This is a genomic window from Ensifer adhaerens (genome assembly GCF_028993555.1).
Taxonomy (GTDB): domain Bacteria; phylum Pseudomonadota; class Alphaproteobacteria; order Rhizobiales; family Rhizobiaceae; genus Ensifer; species Ensifer adhaerens_I.
This window is the reverse complement of sequence record NZ_CP118610.1, coordinates 1,851,118-1,871,043: the sequence shown is the minus strand read 5'-3', so window position 1 is coordinate 1,871,043 and position 19,926 is coordinate 1,851,118. Positions and strand designations below refer to the sequence as shown.

The 19,926-nt window shown below is 62.1% G+C and carries 16 protein-coding genes; 14 read left to right on the top strand and 2 right to left on the bottom strand.

Annotated features, from left to right (window positions below):
- Positions 1-69 precede the first annotated feature (69 nt).
- Entirely contained in the window at positions 70-1,500 is a 1,431-nt protein-coding gene (gene gndA, locus PWG15_RS09070; RefSeq protein WP_275024087.1) for an NADP-dependent phosphogluconate dehydrogenase, read from the top strand.
- A gap of 371 nt (positions 1,501-1,871) precedes the next feature.
- Here gndA and PWG15_RS09065 read toward each other — a convergent pair whose 3' ends face one another.
- Positions 1,872-3,494 carry an ABC-F family ATP-binding cassette domain-containing protein gene (locus tag PWG15_RS09065; protein WP_275024086.1) on the bottom strand — a complete coding sequence of 541 codons (1,623 nt, stop codon included), beginning with the start codon at positions 3,492-3,494 and terminating at the stop codon, positions 1,872-1,874.
- A 216-nt stretch (positions 3,495-3,710) separates the two neighbouring features.
- Between PWG15_RS09065 and PWG15_RS09060 the strand changes: the two genes are divergently transcribed.
- The gene (locus PWG15_RS09060; RefSeq protein ID WP_275024085.1) at positions 3,711-4,100 is read left to right on the top strand and encodes a cupin domain-containing protein; all 390 of its coding nucleotides are present in this window, start codon (positions 3,711-3,713) and stop codon (positions 4,098-4,100) included.
- A gap of 103 nt (positions 4,101-4,203) precedes the next feature.
- Here the strand turns inward: PWG15_RS09060 and PWG15_RS09055 are convergent, their stop codons facing one another.
- On the bottom strand, positions 4,204-5,262 hold the full coding sequence (locus tag PWG15_RS09055) for a LacI family transcriptional regulator (RefSeq protein WP_275024084.1): 1,059 nt from the start codon (positions 5,260-5,262) through the stop codon (positions 4,204-4,206).
- Between the two features lie 521 nt (positions 5,263-5,783).
- Between PWG15_RS09055 and PWG15_RS09050 the strand changes: the two genes are divergently transcribed.
- From PWG15_RS09050 to PWG15_RS08995, 12 genes are all read left to right on the top strand, one after another.
- On the top strand, positions 5,784-7,019 hold the full coding sequence (locus PWG15_RS09050; RefSeq protein WP_275024082.1) for an ABC transporter substrate-binding protein: 1,236 nt from the start codon (positions 5,784-5,786) through the stop codon (positions 7,017-7,019).
- A 214-nt stretch (positions 7,020-7,233) separates the two neighbouring features.
- On the top strand, positions 7,234-8,142 hold the full coding sequence (locus tag PWG15_RS09045; protein WP_275024081.1) for a carbohydrate ABC transporter permease: 909 nt from the start codon (positions 7,234-7,236) through the stop codon (positions 8,140-8,142).
- Complete coding sequence (locus PWG15_RS09040) at positions 8,135-9,085, top strand: carbohydrate ABC transporter permease (RefSeq protein WP_275024079.1); 951 nt, start codon at positions 8,135-8,137, stop codon at positions 9,083-9,085. Before PWG15_RS09045 ends, PWG15_RS09040 begins: the two co-directional genes overlap by 8 nt.
- Before the next feature lie 4 nt (positions 9,086-9,089).
- Positions 9,090-10,184: an ABC transporter ATP-binding protein gene (locus PWG15_RS09035; RefSeq protein ID WP_275024077.1), complete on the top strand. Its 1,095-nt coding sequence runs from the start codon at positions 9,090-9,092 to the stop codon at positions 10,182-10,184.
- A 90-nt stretch (positions 10,185-10,274) separates the two neighbouring features.
- The gene (locus PWG15_RS09030) at positions 10,275-12,749 is read left to right on the top strand and encodes a beta-mannosidase (RefSeq protein WP_275024076.1); all 2,475 of its coding nucleotides are present in this window, start codon (positions 10,275-10,277) and stop codon (positions 12,747-12,749) included.
- 5 nt (positions 12,750-12,754) lie between these two features.
- Positions 12,755-13,444, top strand: coding sequence for a D-lyxose/D-mannose family sugar isomerase (locus PWG15_RS09025; RefSeq protein WP_275024074.1), 690 nt, complete (start codon positions 12,755-12,757; stop codon positions 13,442-13,444).
- A 61-nt stretch (positions 13,445-13,505) separates the two neighbouring features.
- Positions 13,506-14,267, top strand: coding sequence for a sugar phosphate isomerase/epimerase family protein (locus PWG15_RS09020; protein ID WP_275024072.1), 762 nt, complete (start codon positions 13,506-13,508; stop codon positions 14,265-14,267).
- 15 nt (positions 14,268-14,282) lie between these two features.
- Positions 14,283-15,461: a Gfo/Idh/MocA family protein gene (locus PWG15_RS09015; protein ID WP_275024071.1), complete on the top strand. Its 1,179-nt coding sequence runs from the start codon at positions 14,283-14,285 to the stop codon at positions 15,459-15,461.
- A gap of 161 nt (positions 15,462-15,622) precedes the next feature.
- A complete protein-coding gene (locus PWG15_RS09010; RefSeq protein ID WP_275024070.1) occupies positions 15,623-16,693 on the top strand; it encodes a DUF4274 domain-containing protein in 1,071 nt (356 codons plus the stop codon).
- Positions 16,694-16,870: 177 nt separating this feature from the next.
- Positions 16,871-17,899, top strand: coding sequence for an L-glyceraldehyde 3-phosphate reductase (gene mgrA / locus PWG15_RS09005; protein WP_275024068.1), 1,029 nt, complete (start codon positions 16,871-16,873; stop codon positions 17,897-17,899).
- Positions 17,900-18,175: 276 nt separating this feature from the next.
- Positions 18,176-19,282, top strand: a complete 1,107-nt coding sequence (locus tag PWG15_RS09000) for a TRAP transporter substrate-binding protein (RefSeq protein WP_275024066.1) — start codon at positions 18,176-18,178, stop codon at positions 19,280-19,282.
- A 187-nt stretch (positions 19,283-19,469) separates the two neighbouring features.
- Positions 19,470-19,883 carry a cupin domain-containing protein gene (locus tag PWG15_RS08995; RefSeq protein WP_275024065.1) on the top strand — a complete coding sequence of 138 codons (414 nt, stop codon included), beginning with the start codon at positions 19,470-19,472 and terminating at the stop codon, positions 19,881-19,883.
- Positions 19,884-19,926: the final 43 nt, after the last annotated feature.

Sequence of the window (19,926 nt, the reverse complement as noted above, 5' to 3'; positions counted from 1 at the left end):
TTCGAAGGGCCGGCTTTGACGCGCTTATCCCGATCGCGCCCGGCACTTCTGTCCAATGGAGGCAATCACGTGTCACAGGCGGAAATCGGCCTAATCGGTCTCGGCGTCATGGGCTCGAACCTGGCGCTCAACATCGCTGAAAAAGGCAACAAGATCGCGGTATTCAACCGCACCGTCGAAGCGACGCACAAATTCTACGCGGAAGCGGGCGAACTGAAGGGCCAGATCGTGCCCTGTGATACGATCGAAGAGTTCGTCGCTGCCATCCGCCCGCCGCGCCCGATCATCATCATGATCAAGGCCGGCGAGCCGGTCGATCAGCAGATGGAAATCCTCAAGCCCTACCTTTCCAAGGGCGACATCATGATCGATGCCGGCAACGCCAACTTCCGCGACACGATGCGCCGTTTCGAGGCGCTGAAGGACTCGGGCCTTACCTTCATCGGCATGGGTGTTTCCGGTGGTGAGGAAGGTGCGCGCCACGGTCCGTCGATCATGGTCGGCGGCAAGGAAGAGTCCTGGAAGCGCGTCGAGACCGTGCTGACCTCGATCGCCGCCAAGTACGACAACGTGCCGTGCGTCGCCTGGCTCGGCGAAAACGGCGCCGGCCACTTCGTCAAGACCATCCACAACGGCATCGAATATGCCGACATGCAGATGATCGCCGAGATCTACGGCATCCTGCGCGATGGCTTGAAGATGTCGGCGACTGAAATCGGCGAAGTCTTCGGCACCTGGAACAAGGGTCGCCTGAACTCCTACCTGATCGAGATCACCGAAAAGGTGCTGAAGGCTGCCGATCCCCTGACCGGCAAGCCGATCGTCGACCTGATCCTCGACAAGGCCGGCCAGAAGGGCACCGGCAAGTGGTCGGTGATCGAGGCGCAGAACATGGGCGTGCCGGCGACCGGCATCGAGGCGGCGGTTGCGGCGCGCAGCATCTCCTCGATGAAGGACGAGCGCGAAGCGGCTGAAAAGATCCTCGGCCTGCCAGCGGTCGGCGAGTTCAAGGTTGCCGACAAGGCAGCCTTCATAAAGGATCTCGAAAGCGCGCTGCTTGCCGCCAAGATCGGCGCCTATGCGCAGGGCTTCGCCGTCATGTCGGCGGCATCGAAAGAGTTCAACTGGAACCTGCCGATGCCGACCATTGCCAAGATCTGGCGCGCCGGCTGCATCATCCGCTCGCAGTTCCTCGACGAGATCACCACTGCCTTCACCAAGGCGCCTGACGCCGCCAACCTGATCGTCACCCCGGCCTTTGCCGCGATGGTCAAGGAAACCGACGGGGCGCTGCGCCGTGTCGTCTCGGCTGCCGTTCTCGGCGGCCTGCCGGTGCCGGCGCTCGCCTCGGCGCTCGGCTATTTCGACAGCTACCGCCGCGGCCGTGGCACGGCCAACGTCATCCAGGCGCAGCGCGACTTCTTCGGCGCCCACGGCTTCGACCGCGTCGATGGCGCCGACAGCCACCATGGCCCGTGGGGCAGTGGCCTCAACGGCTAAGGTTCGACGAGACAGTTCGTTTGAAGCGGGGCGGCCACCGGTCGCCCCGTTTTGCTTTGGGGGCCACCGTGATGTGCCGTGATCAAAACGGCCGTGGAAGTAGCGGGTGAGCGGTATCGGCGAAATTGGGACCTTTGACCTGCGCCTATCGGACCAAAGTCCGATCGATTTCGCGCGGCAGGCCTCCTAATCTTAAAGCGTTGCTACGGCAACTCTTCAAAAATACCTAGTTTTTTAAGAGCCGATTTAGAGCCGGGCCCCGACGAGAGCCGAGGCCTGCTTGCTGATCCGATCCTCACCGAGCGTGAGCGGGAAACGCGAATGTTGGGCGCTGGCGCGCAGCGCCCAACTCGCGGGAGAGCGGATGCTCTCTAGCTTCTGAGGCCCGGCGCTTCCTGGCCGGTGCGAGCGACATATTCCGTATAGCCACCGCCATACTGGTGAATGCCTTCGGGCGTCAGTTCCAGCACGCGGTTCGAAAGGGCTGCCAGGAAGTGGCGGTCGTGCGAGACGAAAAGCATGGTGCCTTCGTACTCCGCCAACGCCTTGATCAGCATTTCCTTGGTGTCGAGGTCGAGGTGGTTGGTCGGTTCGTCGAGGACCAGCAGGTTCGGCGGATCAAAGAGCATGATCGCCATCACCAGACGCGCCTTCTCGCCACCCGAGAGCACCCGGCACTTCTTCTCGACATCGTCGCCGGAAAAGCCGAAGCAGCCGGCAAGCGCCCGAAGCGGCGCCTGGCCCGCCTGCGGGAAGGTGTCTTCAAGCTGTTGCAGCACCGTGCGATCGCCGTCGAGAACGTCCATCGCGTGCTGGGCGAAATAGCCCATCTTGACGCTGGCGCCGAGCGCGACATTGCCTTCGTCCGGTTCGGTCGAGCCGGCAACGAGCTTCAGCAGCGTCGACTTGCCGGCGCCGTTGATGCCCATGATGCACCAGCGCTCGCGCCGCCGCACCATGAAGTCGAGCCCCTCATAGATGCTGCGGCTGCCATATTTCTTGTGCACACCCTTGATGTTGATGACGTCTTCGCCGGAGCGCGGCGCCGGGCGGAATTCGAAGGCGACCGTCTGGCGGCGCTTCGGCGGCTCCACCCGGTCGATCTTTTCGAGCTTCTTCACCCGGCTCTGCACCTGGGAGGCGTGCGAGGCGCGGGCCTTGAAGCGCTCGATGAACTTGATCTCCTTGGCGAGCATCGCCTGCTGGCGCTCGAACTGCGCCTGCTGCTGCTTTTCGTTCTGGGCGCGCTGCTGCTCGTAGAAGCCGTAGTCGCCCGTGTAGGCGTTGAGCGAGCCGCCGTCGATCTCGATGATCTTGGTGATGATGCGGTTCATGAACTCGCGGTCGTGCGAGGTCATCATCAGCGCACCGTCGTAGTTCTTGAGGAAGTCTTCAAGCCAAATCAGGCTTTCGAGATCGAGATGGTTGCTCGGCTCGTCGAGCAGCATCACGTCCGGGCGCATCAGGAGAATGCGGGCGAGTGCGACGCGCATCTTCCAGCCGCCCGAAAGCGCGCCGACGTCACCGTCCATCATTTCCTGGCTGAAGCTCAAGCCCGCCAGCACCTCGCGGGCGCGGCCTTCCAATGCGTAGCCGTCGAGCTCCTCGTAGCGCGCTTGCACCTCGCCGTAGCGCTCGATGATCGCGTCCATTTCATCAAGGCGGTCCGGATCGACCATGGCGGCTTCGAGCTCGCGCAGCTCGGCGGCGACTTCGCTCACCGGCCCGGCGCCGTTCATGACTTCGGCAACCGCGCTGCCGCCGGCCATTTCGCCGACGTCCTGGTTGAAGTAGCCGATGGTGATGCCCTTATCGACGGCGACCTGGCCTTCGTCGGGCACTTCCTCGCCGGTGATCATGCGGAAGAGCGAGGTCTTGCCGGCGCCATTGGGGCCGACGAGACCGACCTTTTCGCCGCGGTTCAGCGCGGCGGAAGCTTCGATGAAGAGGATGCGATGGCTGAGCTGCTTGCTGATATTTTCGATACGGATCATGTCTGCGGTAGCCTGAAGGGAGGAGCGGGGCGTAGTCGCGCCCGAATGTTGCCCCGGCCTGTCGCAGGTTTCTGCGTCACAAGCAAGACTTCAAAGGCCTTTTCGCTCCCCGCCCGCAATCGGCCGTAGCCGCGCTCGCGCGCCTGAACCGTGGTGTTTGTTGGCTTCGTCGTGGTATGCATTCGCCGCGTCAGGCGGAGAGAGGGAGCCAGCCGCATGAAGTGCCTTCGCATCTATGCTACCCCGGATGGCGAGTCTCATTTTGATGAAGTCGAGTTGCCAACAACGAAGCGGGCAGTACATCCCGCCGCTGTTCCGTTCGACGTTACCGGGAGTTATCCAGCATCTCGCGTGCGCATAACGCAGATTCCAGCGGGGATGCGCGAGGTTGCTTGGCACAACGTGCCGGAGCCGGTGCTCACGGTTCGACTGGACGGTTCAGTGGAGTACGAGACGAGCGACGGAGAGGTGCGCCACGTTCAGGCGGGCAGCTTCGTGCTTGTAGAGGATACCCATGGCAAAGGTCATTTGTCACGACATTCCCCGGAGGCGCAGACTGTCATCTGGATTTCGCTACCGAACGGTCTTGAGATACCGCCAGCATAGTCGGTCACAATGAGACGACAGCTTGTGAGGCAAGGTCTTTTCGCGGCCGCGCTTCTCTGAGGGATCGGCTGTCGGCCTCAGGCCGTTGTGCTCAGTTGTCGGCTCAGGCCCGCAGGCCGCGTGTGATCGGCGGCTGGAACTCCGGCTGGCTGAGGCTCTGCAGCGTTTCCGGCGGCTGGCCGTCGATATGGCCGATCACGGCCTTTGCCAATTCGCGACCGGCAACGCGGATGTCCTCGTACATGGTCATCACTTCAGGGCGGAGCCAGCGCAGGAAGTCGCTCGGGGACTTCGAGACCATGTCACAGTCTTCGCCGAGCTTCTTCTTGGCCATTTCGAGGCCAGCGATCAGCGCGATTGCGCCGGAGCCGCTGCCCGAGACGATGCCGTCAGGCGCATCCTCGGAGCGCATCAGCACCTCGAAGGCGTCGCGGATCTCGACCAGCGAATGGTCGATGTTGGTCTGGTGGAAGCCAACCGCATCGGCCTGGAAATCGCGCAGGCCCCGCTCGAAGCCGGCGCGCATGTGCGAATAGAAGGTGAGGTGCGGCGGTGGCTCGAGCAGCACCAGCTTGCGCCTTCCGCGCGCCACCAGCTTGCGCACCGCCTCATAGGCAAAGCGCTCGTTGTCGAAGTCATGATAGGGGTGGATGATGCCCATCTCGGTGCGGCCATGCGTCACGAAGGGCAGGCCGCGCTCAGTCAGAAGTGCGACGCGCGGATCGTGCGGCTCGGTGCGCGAGATGATGACGCCATCGGCTGCACCCGTGTCCAGGATGTAGCGGATCGGTGCCAGTGCGTCCTTGACGGCACTATAGGGCGTGACAACCAGATGATAGGGCGTGCCGGCGAGGATCTCGGTGATACCGACGACCATCGGGCTGGTGATGCCCATGATCTCTTCTTCGAGCGTGAGCACCAGGCTGATGACGTTGGTCTTGCCGGTTCTCAAGCGCACGCCGGCGCGGTTCGGCTGGTAGCCGATCTGCTTGGCAACGAGACGCACGCGTTCCTTGGTCTCTGCACCGATATCGGGTGCGTCCTTCAGTGCTCGCGACACCGTGGTGATGCCGAGCCCGGTCATGAAGGCGATCGTCTTCAGTGTCGGCCGGCCGCCGTCCGGCGGCGGCGTCTGTGGTCTGTTTTTCGTCTTGCTGTCCATTGCCGTCACCCGCCCACTCTCTGCCCGCGCGCCAACCGTTTTGCCCGCCCGGCGGCGAAGCGCGTTGGTTCAGCCCTGTCCACTGCCGGAACCCCGCGTCACTTTATCGCCTTATATACGAAAAGCAGCGAGCGGCTATCCTGCTTCGGATCGATCAAATTGCTTCAAATCTGTAACGATACAGTTGCGATGTCGAGCGTTTTCGTTGCTGCACTGCGGAAGATGAAGCGGTCTGGTTGAATCGCGCTTTCGGGCGTGTGTTTTTTGCGCTTGCGAGATGATGATTTCCACAACGGCGCAAAGACCTCGATGAAAACCTATAAATATCAGCAATATAAATGAAGCTTCAACGAGACGCGAAGGGGCCGTCGCCGGGTGCAAAGCGCTTTGGATGTGTGCTGCCATCTGCACGCAATAGGTGTTTTTTAAGATTCTGATTAAATCGATTGTAGTGGGTGTTGCGTCCTGTAATCGATTGCACTAAGTTTTTTACGGTAACGTTACAGTGAGGGAGGAGACTCATGAAACTACGTTCTTTCGCCGCCATGCTCGCGACTGCCGTGGCCCTGCCGCTTGGTGCGGCCAGCGCTGCTGATCTTGAAGTGACCCATTGGTGGACGTCAGGCGGCGAGGCGGCTGCGGTCGCGGAACTCGCCAAGGCCTTCGACGCAACGGGCAATCACTGGGTTGACGGCGCGATCGCCGGATCCGGTGGCACGGCCCGTCCGATCATGATCAGCCGCATCACCGGCGGCGACCCGATGGGCGCCACCCAGTTCAACCATGGCCGTCAGGCGGAGGAACTGGTTCAGGCCGGGCTGATGCGCGACCTGACCGATGTTGCGACCCGCGAGAAGTGGAAGGAGATCGTCAAGCCGGCAAGCTTGCTCGATTCCTGCACCATCGACGGCAAGATCTATTGCGCACCGGTCAACATCCACTCCTGGCAGTGGCTGTGGCTTTCGAACGCTGCCTTCAAGACGGCTGGCGTCGAAGTGCCGAAGAACTGGGATGAATTCGTTGCGGCTGCGCCGGCGCTCGAAAAGGCAGGCATCGTGCCGCTCGCCGTCGGTGGCCAGCCATGGCAGGCAGCCGGCGCGTTCGACGTCTTGATGGTGGCGATCGCCGGCAAGGACACCTTCCAGAAGGTATTCGGCGACAAGGACGAGGAAGTGGCGGCCGGCCCTGAGATCGCCAAGGTCTTCAAGGCTGCAGACGACGCCCGCCGCATGTCCAAGGGCACCAACGTTCAGGACTGGAACCAGGCGACCAACATGGTCATCACCGGCAAGGCCGGCGGCCAGATCATGGGTGACTGGGCGCAGGGCGAATTCGCGCTCGCCGGCCAGAAGGCCGGAACGGACTATACCTGCTTGCCCGGTCTCGGCGTCAACGAGATCATTTCCACCGGTGGCGACGCCTTCTACTTCCCGCTCCTGAAGGACGAGGAAAAGTCGAAGGCGCAGGAAGCACTGGCTTCGACGCTGCTCGACCCGAAGACCCAGGTCGCCTTCAACCTCAAGAAGGGCTCGCTGCCGGTACGCGGCGACGTCGATCTGGCTGCCGCCAACGACTGCATGAAGAAGGGTCTGGACATCCTTGCCAAGGGCAACGTGATCCAGGGCACCGACCAGCTGCTTTCGGCCGACAGCCAGAAGCAGAAGGAAGACCTGTTCTCCGAATTCTTCGCCAATCCGTCGATCACGCCGGAAGACGCGCAGAAGCGCTTCGCCGACATCATCGCGAACGCGGAGTAACCGCAACTGCCTTGATTGACCGATCCCGCCCTACGGGTGGGGTCGGCCAAGGCCTCCCTTTCGGTGCGGTCTGGCCGTGCCGATAGCCTGCGCGAGCCAGTCTTGCGCGGCGCTTCGGGAGCGGTTGTCGCCCTGATGAGGCATGACACCGGCGCGATCTCCGCGCGGTGCTGCTCATCGTCCGAAACCCAATGCAGTTCCGGAGGAACAAAACATGGCGGGTCACACACAGAGTTCGGGTCGACCGAACCAGTGGCTGCGGAACCTGAATGCGAAGATTGCCTCCGTCCCGATGATCCTGACGGCCGTGGTGATCTTCCTCGGTGGCACGATCTGGACGGTCGTCTATTCCTTCACCAATTCCAAGCTCTTGCCGCGGCTCTCATTCGTCGGTCTCGATCAGTACGAGCGCCTGTGGGACGCGCCGCGCTGGCTGGTCTCGGTGCAGAATCTGGCGATCTACGGCATCTTTTCGCTGATCTTCAGCCTGGTCATCGGCTTCGTGCTGGCGGCGCTGATGGATCAGAAGATCCGTTTCGAAAACACTTTCCGCACCATCATGCTCTATCCCTTCGCCCTGTCCTTCATCGTGACGGGGCTGGTCTGGCAATGGCTGCTCAATCCGGAATTCGGCATCCAGTCGGTGGTGCGCTCGCTCGGCTGGGAGACCTTCACCTTCGACCCGCTCTATAATGCCGACATCGTCATCTATGGCATTCTGATCGCCGCACTCTGGCAGGGCACCGGGCTCGTCATGTGTCTGATGCTCGCGGGCCTTCGCGGCATCGACGAGGACATCTGGAAGGCGGCGCGCGTCGACGGCATCCCGATGTGGAAGACCTATATCTTCGTCGTCATTCCGATGATGCGCGGCGTCTTCATCACGACGCTGGTGATCATCGCCAGCGGCATCGTCAAGGTCTACGACCTGGTCGTGGCGCAGACAAGCGGCGGCCCCGGCATCGCCTCGGAAGTCCCCGCCAAATACGTCTACGACTACATGTTCCAGGCGCAGAACCTCGGTCAGGGCTTTGCCGCCTCGACCATGATGCTGATCACCGTCGCCATCATCATCGTGCCTTGGGCCTATCTGGAATTCGGGGGAGGGCGCAAGCGTGTCTGATATCGTTGCTTTCAATTCTGTGGCCGAAGAGGCTGCACCAAAGGCGCAGACGGACCGCGTCATTGCCGGGCCACGTGGGCGAAAACCCCGCCGGGCGCTGTCGGGCCGCAATATCATGATCTACGGCACCCTGATCGTCGTGGCGCTCTATTATCTCTTGCCGCTCTATGTGATGGTGATGACCTCGCTCAAGGGCATGCCGGAAATCCGGCTTGGCAACATCTTTGCGCCACCGGTCGAAATCACCTTCGAACCCTGGGTCAAGGCCTGGGCGAGCGCCTGCACGGGGCTCAACTGCGACGGGCTTTCGCGCGGCTTCTGGAACTCGGTGCGCATCACCGTTCCCTCGACGATCGTCTCGATCGCGATCGCCTCGGTCAACGGCTATGCGCTCGCCAACTGGCGGTTCAAGGGGGCGGAGCTGTTCTTCACCATCCTGATCGTCGGCGCCTTCATTCCATATCAGGTGATGATCTATCCGATCGTCATCGTGCTCCGGGAAATGGGCATCTACGGCACGCTGACGGGCCTCATCATCGTGCACACCATCTTCGGCATGCCGATCCTGACGCTGCTCTTCCGCAACTATTTCGCCGGCCTGCCGGAGGAACTGTTCAAGGCGGCACGCGTCGATGGTGCGGGCTTCTGGACCATCTACTTCAAGATCATGCTGCCGATGTCGCTGCCGATCTTCGTCGTGGCGATGATCCTGCAGGTCACTGGCATCTGGAACGACTTCCTGTTCGGCGTCGTGTTCACCCGGCCGGAATACTACCCGATGACGGTTCAGCTCAACAACATCGTCAACTCGGTCCAGGGCGTGAAGGAATACAACGTCAACATGGCAGCGACGATCCTCACGGGTGCCGTGCCGCTCTTCGTCTACTTCGTCTCCGGACGGCTTTTTGTCCGCGGCATCGCCGCCGGCGCAGTGAAAGGGTAACAACATGCAAAACGTCAGCGTATCGGTAAAAGACCTGTCGTTGAGCTTCGGTGCCGTCACTGTGCTCGACACGCTCAACCTCGACATCAAGGACGGCGAGTTCCTGGTGCTGCTCGGCTCGTCCGGCTGCGGCAAGTCGACCCTGCTCAACTGCATCGCAGGCCTGCTCGACGTCAGCGACGGGCAGATCTTCATCAAGAACAAGAACGTCACGTGGGAAGAACCCAAGGACCGCGGCATCGGCATGGTGTTCCAGTCCTACGCGCTCTATCCGCAGATGTCGGTGGAAAAGAACCTCTCCTTCGGCCTGCAGGTTGCCAAGGTTCCGAAGGAGGAGATCGACAAGCGCGTCAGCCGTGCCGCCGAGATCCTGCAGATCCAGCCGCTCTTGAAGCGCAAACCTTCGGAGCTTTCGGGCGGCCAGCGCCAGCGTGTGGCGATCGGCCGGGCGCTGGTGCGCGATGTCGACGTGTTCCTCTTCGACGAACCGCTCTCCAACCTCGACGCCAAGCTGCGCTCGGAGCTGCGCGTCGAGATCAAGCGGCTGCACCAGTCGCTGAAGAACACGATGATCTACGTCACCCACGACCAGATCGAGGCGCTGACGCTCGCAGACCGTATCGCGGTCATGAAGAGCGGCGTGATCCAGCAGCTGGCCGATCCGATGACCATCTACAACGCGCCGGAAAACCTGTTCGTCGCCGGCTTCATCGGCTCGCCGTCGATGAACTTCTTCCGCGGCGAACTGCAGCTTCGCGACCAGCGTGCCTATGTCCACGTCAATGGCGTCGATTTCGACGTGTCGGCCTATCCGTCTCGCGCACCCTTCGTGCACGGGCAGAAGGTCGTGCTCGGCCTTAGGCCTGAACATGTGCGCGTCGACGAGGTGGCAAGCGGCGCTGCGGCCTCGCACCGGGCAGTGGTCGACATCGAGGAACCGATGGGCGCCGACAACCTGTTGTGGCTGAAGCTCGCAGGCCAATCGATGTCGGTGCGCATCGCCGGCCAGCGGCGCTATGCGCCGGGCACGGCGGTGACGCTCTCCTTCGACATGGCCGTCGCCTCGATCTTCGATGCGACCAGCGAGAACCGACTGTAAAGAAGGCGGAGGCGCCGGGCGGATTTCGCCGCCTGGCGCTTCCCAGCAATGACAGCGCCGGCTCTGCCGGTCGATCGATGGAATACGACAATGCTCTCTGAGGACTACACCCGCACCGCCATCCGTCTCGACTTACAGGGGGACTGGAAGCTCAGCTCCGCCGACAACAGCCATGCGCTGGCGATGACGTTGCCGGGCGATGTGCACACGGCACTGCTGAAGGCCGGTGTGATCGATGATCCCTATGTCGGCCGCAACGAGAACGACGTGCAGTGGGTGGCGCACAAGGACTGGGTGATCGAACGTACGGTGTCCGTCTCGGCGCAGGATCTCGCCGGCTACTGGTATCTCGATCTCGAAAGCCTGGATACGGTTGCCTCGGTCTTCGTCAACGACGTGGCGGTGCTCGAAGCCGAGAACTGCTTCCGCCGCTACCGGCCGGATGTCTCGAAGGCGCTCGTTGCCGGTGAAAACCGCATCCGCATCGTGCTGCGTTCCTCAATCGCGGAGGGTGCACGGCGGCAGGCGGAGCAGCCGTTCTACGTGCCCTATCATCCCGGCAATTCGCCGATTGCCAACGGCAACATGCTGCGCAAGCCCCAGTGCCATTTCGGCTGGGATTGGAATCTGGCGATCGCGCCGCTCGGCGTCTATGGCGAGATCGCCCTTTGCCGGCTGGAGATCGCCCGCATCGAGCACGTGACGACGAAGCAGGTCTGGCTGGACGACGGTTCGGTCGATCTGGTCGTAACCGTGACGCTCTTTGCCGACGGCCCCGGCATCGTGCCGATCCATTTTTCGCTCGACGATGACCGCGAGCGCCTCGACTGCGCCGTCGGCAAGGGCGAGACGCGCATCACCCATGTTTTCAGCGTTGCAAAACCGAAGCGCTGGTGGCCGGCGGGCAGCGGCGAGCAGCATCTGTCACGGCTGATCGTCGAGGTGCCGCAGGAGCAGGTAACACGCCAGATCGGGTTTAGAACTATCGAGCTTCTGACCGACAAGGATGAGGCGGGCAGCCGCTTTGCCTTCCGCGTCAACGGCCGCGAGATCTTCTGCAGGGGCGCCAACTGGATTCCGGCTGACGCGCTTATGTCGCGGGTGACGCCTGATGGCGTCGAGGACCTTTTGATCTCGGCGGTCGACGCCAACATGAACATGATCCGGGTCTGGGGCGGCGGCTTCTACGAGCCGGACTGGTTCTACGACCTCTGCGACCGGCTGGGGCTTTTGGTCTGGCAGGACTTCATGTTCGCCTGCAACCTCTATCCCTCGACGCCGGACTTCCTCGAAAATGTCGCGGCCGAAGTGGACTACCAGGCCAAGCGCCTGTCGTCGCATCCGTCGATCGCAGTCTGGTGCGGCGACAACGAGCTCGTCGGCGCGCTGACCTGGTTCGACGAGCCGCGCAAGGATCGTGATCGCTATCTCGTTTCCTATGATCGGCTGAACCGCACGATCGAGGTGGCGCTGAAAGCGGCGCTGCCGGAAGCAATCTGGTGGCCGTCGAGCCCGGCCTCCGGCTATCTAGATTTCGGCGACGCCTGGCATGCCGACGGATCCGGCGACATGCACTACTGGTCGGTCTGGCACGAGAACAAGTCCTTCGACAATTACCGCAGCGTGCGCCCGCGCTTCTGCTCGGAATTCGGCTTCCAGTCCTATACGTCGATGCCGGTCATCCGTCAGTTTGCGGCGGAGAAGGACCTCAACATCGCGTCGCCCGTGATCGAGAGCCACCAGAAGAATGTCGGCGGCAACGAACGCATCGCCGGCACGATGTTCCGCTATTTCCGCTTCCCCAAGGATTTCCCGGCTTTCGTCTATCTGAGCCAGGTCCAGCAGGGGCTGGCGATCCGCACGGCGGTCGACTACTGGCGTTCGCTGAAGCCCCATTGCATGGGCACGCTTTACTGGCAGCTCAACGACACCTGGCCGGTCGCTTCCTGGTCGAGCTTGGACTATGGCGGCAGCTGGAAGGCGATGCACTACATGGTCCGCCGCTTCTTCCAGCCGGTCTCGGTCGCGGCGATTCCGTCGACCGACGGCAAGGACATTGCCTTCTCGATGGTCAACGACACGGCCGAGCCTGTCACCGTCGAGCTGCAGACGTTCCTGGTTTCGCTCGATGGCGAACGCACGCCGCTGACGGCCGCTGCCGGCACCTGCAGCCCGGATCGTGCTGCAACCCTGATGACGATCGCGGCTTCCGATGTTCCCGCTGATCACCTGCTGTTCTGGTCCTTCGAGGCGTCGAACGGCATGCGCGGCGAGGGCCATCACGTCAACGGCACCTACAAGGCGCTTGATCTCAGGCCATCCGGCCTGACGCTCGACGTGGCGCCGGCGGGCGAGGGCGCGTTCGACGTTACCGTCAAGGCGAGTGGGCTCGCACTGCATGTAATGATCGAGGCGGATGTCGCGGGTCGCTACTCCGACAATGCCTTCGATCTTCTCGCTGGCGAGACGAAGGTCGTCCGCTTCGCGCCGAAAGTCCCGCTCGCTGCGGGCGAGCTTCCGCGCTTTGCCGCCTTCGATCTCGAATCCTGCCAGGGAAAAGGTTGACCGCCATGAGACGCAGCCACGTCAACGACATCATCGCCGAGAGCGATGGCTTCATGAAGAGCTTCGGCTTCACGCTGCCGCCCTTTGCCTACTGGTCGCCGGAGCAGTTGAAGTCCCACATTGCCTCCGACAGCCCGACGATCTTCGATGCCCGGCTTGGCTGGGACATCACCGACTACGGCAAGGGTCGCTTCGACCAGTTCGGACTGGTGCTTTTCACGCTGCGCAACGGCAACGCCGCCAACCTCAAGACCGGTCACGGCATGGTCTATGCCGAAAAGCTGATGATCACCGCCAAGGACCAGGTCAATCCGCTGCATTGCCATGCCCTCAAGACCGAGGACATCATCAATCGCGGCGGCGGTTCGCTGGTGCTGCAGATGTACAATTCCAGGCCCGACGGTTCGGTCGACGAGGAGAGCGACGTGGTGGTCGCGACCGATGCGCGGCTGAGAACCCTCAAAGCCGGTTCCTTGCTCAAACTCAAGGCTGGCGAGAGCGTCACGCTTCTGCCCGGCAACTGGCACGCCTTCTGGGCTGAAGACGCGGACGTGCTGATGGGCGAGGTTTCGACCGTCAACGACGATCTCACCGACAACTACTTCCGCGAGCCTGTCGGTCGCTTCTCGGCGATCGAGGAGGACGCAGCTCCCACCCACCTGCTGGTGTCGGACTACGACACCTGGCTGAAGTGATCCCAAGACCCCGACAACCCCAACACCCCCCAGGACAAGTGAACTTTCGAGGAGGAAATTCATGAAGGACGTCAGTTTCCAGCTTTATAGCGCCCGCAACTTCCCGCCATTCGCCAATGTGCTCGAAGCGCTTGGCGAGGCCGGCTACAGCCAGGTCGAAGGTTATGGCGCGCTTTATGCAGCACTCAGCGACGCCGAGATCGCGAGCTTCAAGGAAGGGCTCGACGAGAATGGTCTCGCCATGCCGACGGCGCATTTCGGCCTGGACATGCTCGAAAGCGATCCGGCCCGCGTGCTCGAGATCGCCAAGGCGCTCGGCATCAAGGCGATCTATTGCCCTTACCTGATGCCCGACCAGCGCCCGACGGATGCCGCCGGCTGGCGTGCCTTCGGCGAACGGCTGCAGAAGGCCGGCAAGACCTATCGCGATGCCGGGCTGATCTTCGGCTGGCACAACCACGACTTCGAATTCTTCGCCCTGCCTGATGGCAGCATTCCACAGGACCTGATCTTTGCTGGCGGACCGGATCTCTCCTGGGAGGCCGATATCGCCTGGATCATCCGCGGCGGTGCCGATCCAATCGCCTGGATCAAGAAATACGCTGACCGCATCACCGCCGTGCACGTGAAGGACATCGCGCCGGCAGGCGAGAAGAAGGACGAGGACGGCTGGGCCGACGTCGGCGAGGGCACCGTCGACTGGAAGGGCCTGTTCCAGGCGCTGTCTTCCACCAAGGCTCGCTACTTCATCGCCGAGCACGACAATCCGAGCGATTTCAAGCGCTTCGCCAAGCGTTCGCTCGCCTCCATCCAATCCTATTGAGAAGCGGGTTCATCCATGACCAAGGAACTTGGCGTCGGCATCATCGGATGCGGCAACATCTCCACCACCTACTTCAAGCTTGCCCCGCTCTTTAAGGGCATCAAGGTTATCGCCTGCGCCGACATCAACCCGGCGGCGGCCGAGGCACGGGCAGCCGAATACGGCGTAAAAGCCCAGAGCATCGAGGCACTGCTTGCCAATCCGGATGTCGACATCGTCGTCAACCTGACCATCCCGGACGCGCATTATCCGGTCTCCAAGGCGATCCTCGAAGCCGGCAAGCACGTCTATTCCGAAAAGCCGCTGGTGCTCTCACTGGAGCAGGGCGAGGACTTGAGGGCGATCGCCAAGGCCAAGGGCCTTTCCGTCGGTTGCGCGCCGGATACCTTCCTCGGCGGCGCACACCAGCTTGCCCGCAGCACCATCGACGCCGGCAGGATCGGTCGGGTGACCTCGGGCACCTGCCACGTCATGAGCCCGGGCATGGAGATGTGGCATCCGAACCCGGACTTCTTCTTCCTGCCTGGCGGCGGCCCGATCCTCGATCTCGGTCCCTACTACATCGCCAACCTGATCAACCTGATCGGGCCGGTAAAGCGTGTCGGCGCATTGTCCTCCATGGCCAATCCGACCCGCACCATCACCAGCGAACCGCGCAAGGGCGAGGAGATCCCGGTCAAGACCCCGACCAACATCCACGCGCTGCTCGAATTTGAGAACGGCGCGACGATCACGCTGTCGGCAAGCTGGGATGTCTGGTCGCACCGCCACGCCAATATGGAGCTCTACGGGACCGAAGGCTCGCTCTATGTGCCCGATCCCAACTTCTTCGGCGGCAAGGTGGAGGCAAGCGGCCGCGACAAGAACATTCAGCCGCTGGAGTCCTGGGACCACCCCTTCGGTATCGCCAACCAGGAGCATCCGCAGGGGCCGATGGCGAACTACCGCACCGCCGGCCTTGCCGACATGGCGCTCGCCATCCTCGAAGGCCGCGATGCCCGCTGCTCGCTCGATCGCGCGCTGCACGGTGTCGACGTCATGGTGTCGATCCTGAAATCGGGCGAGGAGGGCCGCTTCATCGAGCTTTCCACCACCTGCACCCAGCCGGCAGCCCTCGGCATCGATGAGGCGAGGGCGCTGCTGCGCGACGCGGAGCATGACGTGTCGACCGAAAGGCGTGCTGCAGCCTCGTAAGGGCCGGTGCGGGCGCTCAGCATAAACTGAGCGCCCGTCCTAGTGTTGCAGGCGCGTGGCGCCAGGCCCCCAAATCAGGAGGGCGCGCGTGAAAGGGCGCGGTTAATCCCATTGCAAGGCATGGTCACTAAAGATCGTGCAGCGCAATCTGGGGTCTGCATATGCGTATCGAGACGTTGTTTTGGAGTGCAGTCGTCGTTCTGGCAGTGGCGTTGCTGATCTATCGCCACGTCAGCCGCCGAAAATCGAACGCGGCGCTTGGCAGGTTCACGGAGGCATATGACGCCGCTCGCCGCAGATTGATCGCAGATCCGCAGGCGGTGACGTTGGGTGCTCAAACGGATTATGCCGTGCTCACAGTTATCGAAGCAATCACCGAAAACAGGGGTGGGGGTGCGCCGCCAGCGCTCGCCGACCTCAGCCCGCGTGAATTGCGCGCCGTGGAACTGGCGCATGCGGCGACCATCATGACGGACCGGCAATTCGACAAAGCCCTTCGACGGCTGAGTGCAAAGGAACATACGGTTTTCCGGCAGCTCCGTGGCCTCTCGCAGGAGCAGCCGGTGACATCAGGCGTCCACGCAAGGGCCGGACATCCCGATGCCGGCGAACGATCCGGAGCGAAGGTTGAACATGCTGCGGAGCGCGTGACCACGAAGGAGCAAAACGGACGCACATTCGATCGTCTGCAGATCGCCGGCATTCTCAATTGGCTGGAAACTGCAGCGCCGCGTGATCCGGACATGTGGCACCTGCTGGCCGATCTGAATTGGGACTATCCGGAAATCTACGACATCCTGCTTTGGGTCGCGAGCCAGCCCGAATGCGATGCATCGACCGCGCTTCTCATTCTGCAACTGATGCAACCTGATGTCGCGATGGATAAAGCAGCGGGCGGACTGCGGTGGCGCACGGCCGGGGATGCCGACCCGGCTGCCTCGAGCGAGGTGCGGCTGCTCGCCATGATCGGCAAGCGATCGGAGGACGAGAGCTTCGTCCGCCGTGAGTTGGCGCCGGACCGGCTCTGCTCGCCTGAAGCGAACGCAGCGCTGCTCGACATGATGCTTGGCGAAAAGCAGCGGATCGAAGGAGACGGGCGCAAGCTGCCTTTCTTGCTGGCTGTGAAACTCCTGACGAAGCCGGCGCTCCTGACCGGGCGGAGGCCGAAGACGGATTTTGAGGTTCGCGATGATTGCCTGCTCGTGCCGGCAGCGCTGAGACCGACGCTCTAACCGATTGCGAAAAGCGCCTTGAAACTGTGCGCAACATGCCGATTACAGATTCCGAGTTTTCGGCTTATGGGGTAGAGCTTTGCCCAACGGGTTTTCCGCACATGTTGCGGAAAACCTTTGAGTTTATTGGAGGGCGGAACCACCGCCATCCGGATACCGATCGCGGAGGATTGTGCGATGACCTGGCTACCGGCGGAAAACCGCTACGACACCATGAAATATAACCGCGTCGGCCGCTCCGGCCTGAAGCTGCCGGCGATCTCGCTGGGGCTCTGGCACAATTTCGGCAACGACACGCCGCACGACCGCAAGGTCGACATGTGCCGCACCGCGTTCGACCTCGGCATCACCCATTTCGACCTCGCCAACAACTACGGCCCGCCTCCGGGCTCGGCCGAGACGGCCTTCGGCGAGATCATGCGTACCGACTTCGCGCATCTTCGCGACGAACTGATCATCTCGTCCAAGGCCGGCTATGATATGTGGGCCGGTCCCTATGGCGAATGGGGCAGCCGCAAGTACATGATTGCGTCCTGCGACCAGAGCCTGAAGCGCATGGGCCTCGACTATGTCGACATCTTCTATTCGCACCGCTTCGATCCGGAGACGCCGCTCGAAGAAACCTGCGGCGCGCTCGATCATATCGTCCGATCCGGCCGGGCGCTCTATGTCGGCATCTCCTCCTACAATTCGCAGCGTACCCGCGAAGCCGCCGCGATCCTGAAGGATCTCGGCACGCCCTGCCTCATCCACCAGCCGAGCTATTCGATGCTCAACCGCTGGATCGAGGACGACGGCCTGATCCACACGCTCGAAGATCTCGGCATCGGCTCGATCGTCTTCTCGCCGCTCGCCCAGGGCATGCTGACGACCAAGTATCTCGGCGGTATCCCGTCCGACAGCCGCGCGGCGCAGAACCATTTCCTCAAGAAGGACTTCATCCGCCCGGAGATCATCGACAATATCCGCAAGCTGAACGGCATTGCCGAAAAGCGCGGCCAGACGCTGGCGCAGATGGCGCTTGCCTGGGTGCTGCGCAACGGCCGGATCACTTCGGCGCTGATCGGCGCGAGCCGCTCCGAGCAGATCGTCGATTGCGTCAAAGCGCTGGAAAACGACACATTTACAGCAGAGGAACTCGCCGAGATCGATCTCTATGCGCGCGAGGCCGACATCAACCTCTGGGCCAAGTCAGCCGAACTCTAAGTTTTGCTGAAAACATTGATTTGCCTGCATTTTAGGCAAAATTTCCTGCTTTCCGGCGCATTAGACAAAAGTCGAATAGGTGCCGGAAAGCGCCTTCTGGACATGGTCCGGTGTTTCTGTAAGGTGCTGGAATGCCCGTCGATTGCGACGCCGATTTGCGTCGTTTCGGCAGGTTAACGAGGAGGAGCCACCGTCGTCCGGGAAGGGGCAGGGTGGATTGAATGGGTGGTGTCGCTCATCGCGGCCGCCCTTTTGGCGAGAACTAGGGGAGGAACCATGGATCGCCGTTCATTCATTAAAAACGCAAGCCTTGGCGGCTTGGCCGCAGCGGGTGCTGCAGCACTTGCAACGCCGGCCATCGCCCAGGCAAACCCCAAGATCAATTGGCGCCTGGCATCGTCATTCCCGAAGTCGCTCGACACGATCTACGGCGGCGGCGAAGTGCTGGCGAAACACGTGTCCGAAGCGACCGACGGCAACTTCCAGATTCAGGTCTTTGCCGCCGGTGAAATCGTCCCCGGCCTGCAGGCTGCCGATGCCGCGGCTGCCGGTACGGTCGAGGCCTGCCACACGGTTTCCTACTATTACTGGGGCAAGGACCCAACCTGGGCGCTCGGCGCGGCCGTTCCCTTCGCGCTCAATGCGCGTGGCATGAACGCCTGGCACTACCATGGCGGTGGTATCGATCTCTTCAACGAATTCCTGGGAACTCAGGGCCTCGTCGGTTTCCCCAACGGTAATACCGGGGTTCAGATGGGCGGCTGGTTCCGCAAGGAGATCAAGACGGTCGCCGACTTGCAGGGCCTGAAGATGCGCATCGGCGGCTTCGCCGGCAAGGTCGTCGAAAAGCTCGGTGTCGTGCCGCAGCAGATCGCCGGCGGCGACATCTATCCGGCGCTCGAAAAGGGCACCATCGACGCAGCCGAGTGGGTCGGCCCCTATGACGACGAGAAGCTCGGCTTCTACAAGGTCGCGCCCTACTACTACTATCCCGGCTGGTGGGAAGGTGGCCCGACGGTCCACGCCATGTTCAACAAGGCGGCTTTCGAAGGTCTGCCGAAGAACTACCAGTCGCTGCTGCGTACAGCCTGCCAGGCGACCGACGCGAACATGCTGCAGAAGTACGACTACCTGAACCCCTCGGCGATCAAGCGCCTGGTGGCTTCCGGTGCCAAGCTCAGCCCGTTCAGCGCCGAAATCCTGTCGGCCTGCTTCGACAAGGCGAACGAGGTCTATGCCGAAATGGAAGACTCGAACGCGACCTTCAAGAAGATCTGGGACTCGATCAAGGCCTTCCGCGGCGAGTACTACCTCAACGCCCAGATCGCCGAATACAACTACGACACCTTCATGATGATCCAGCAGCGCGGCGGTAAGCTCTAAGCCTAGCTCGTTGCTGATTTCAAAGGGCCGCCCGCAACGTCTGTTGCGGGCGGCTTTTTCGTTTCGGTTGGCGGCCGCCGACTTTCGACGGCCCGGCGTTTCCTACCCATGCGGGTGGAACACGAGGCGCGGCACGGCCGATGTTTCGTGGTATGGTTGCGGCCCTTGATGAACGGGAGAAGGTGCGATGCCAAGCGAAGGCCAATCGGTCGTGCTCGGACCCGATGAGGGGCGACGGTACGACATGGGCGCCATACAGGCCGTGTTCAAAGCCGACGGCCCGGAAACCCTCGGTCGATTTTCGATCTCGGAATGGTGGCTCGATGCCCGGCACGAAGGACCGGGCGCTCACAAGCACGACGACAATGACGAGATCTTCTATGTCATCGAGGGAACCGCGAGCATTCTGGTCGGTGACACGTGGCACCAGATGGCCAAGGGCTCGCTCTGCGTCATCCCGCGTGGCACGATGCATGATTTCCGTAACGAGAGTTCCTCACGCATGGGCTTGCTGAACGTCTATGTCGGCGGGCCGTTCGAGGAAATGATGCCCATGATCGTCGACTGGTATCGCGACAATCCGGCGAAGCGGCTCGATTGAGCGCACGTCCGCGGTCCATTGAACGAGTATCCTGAATGAAAAG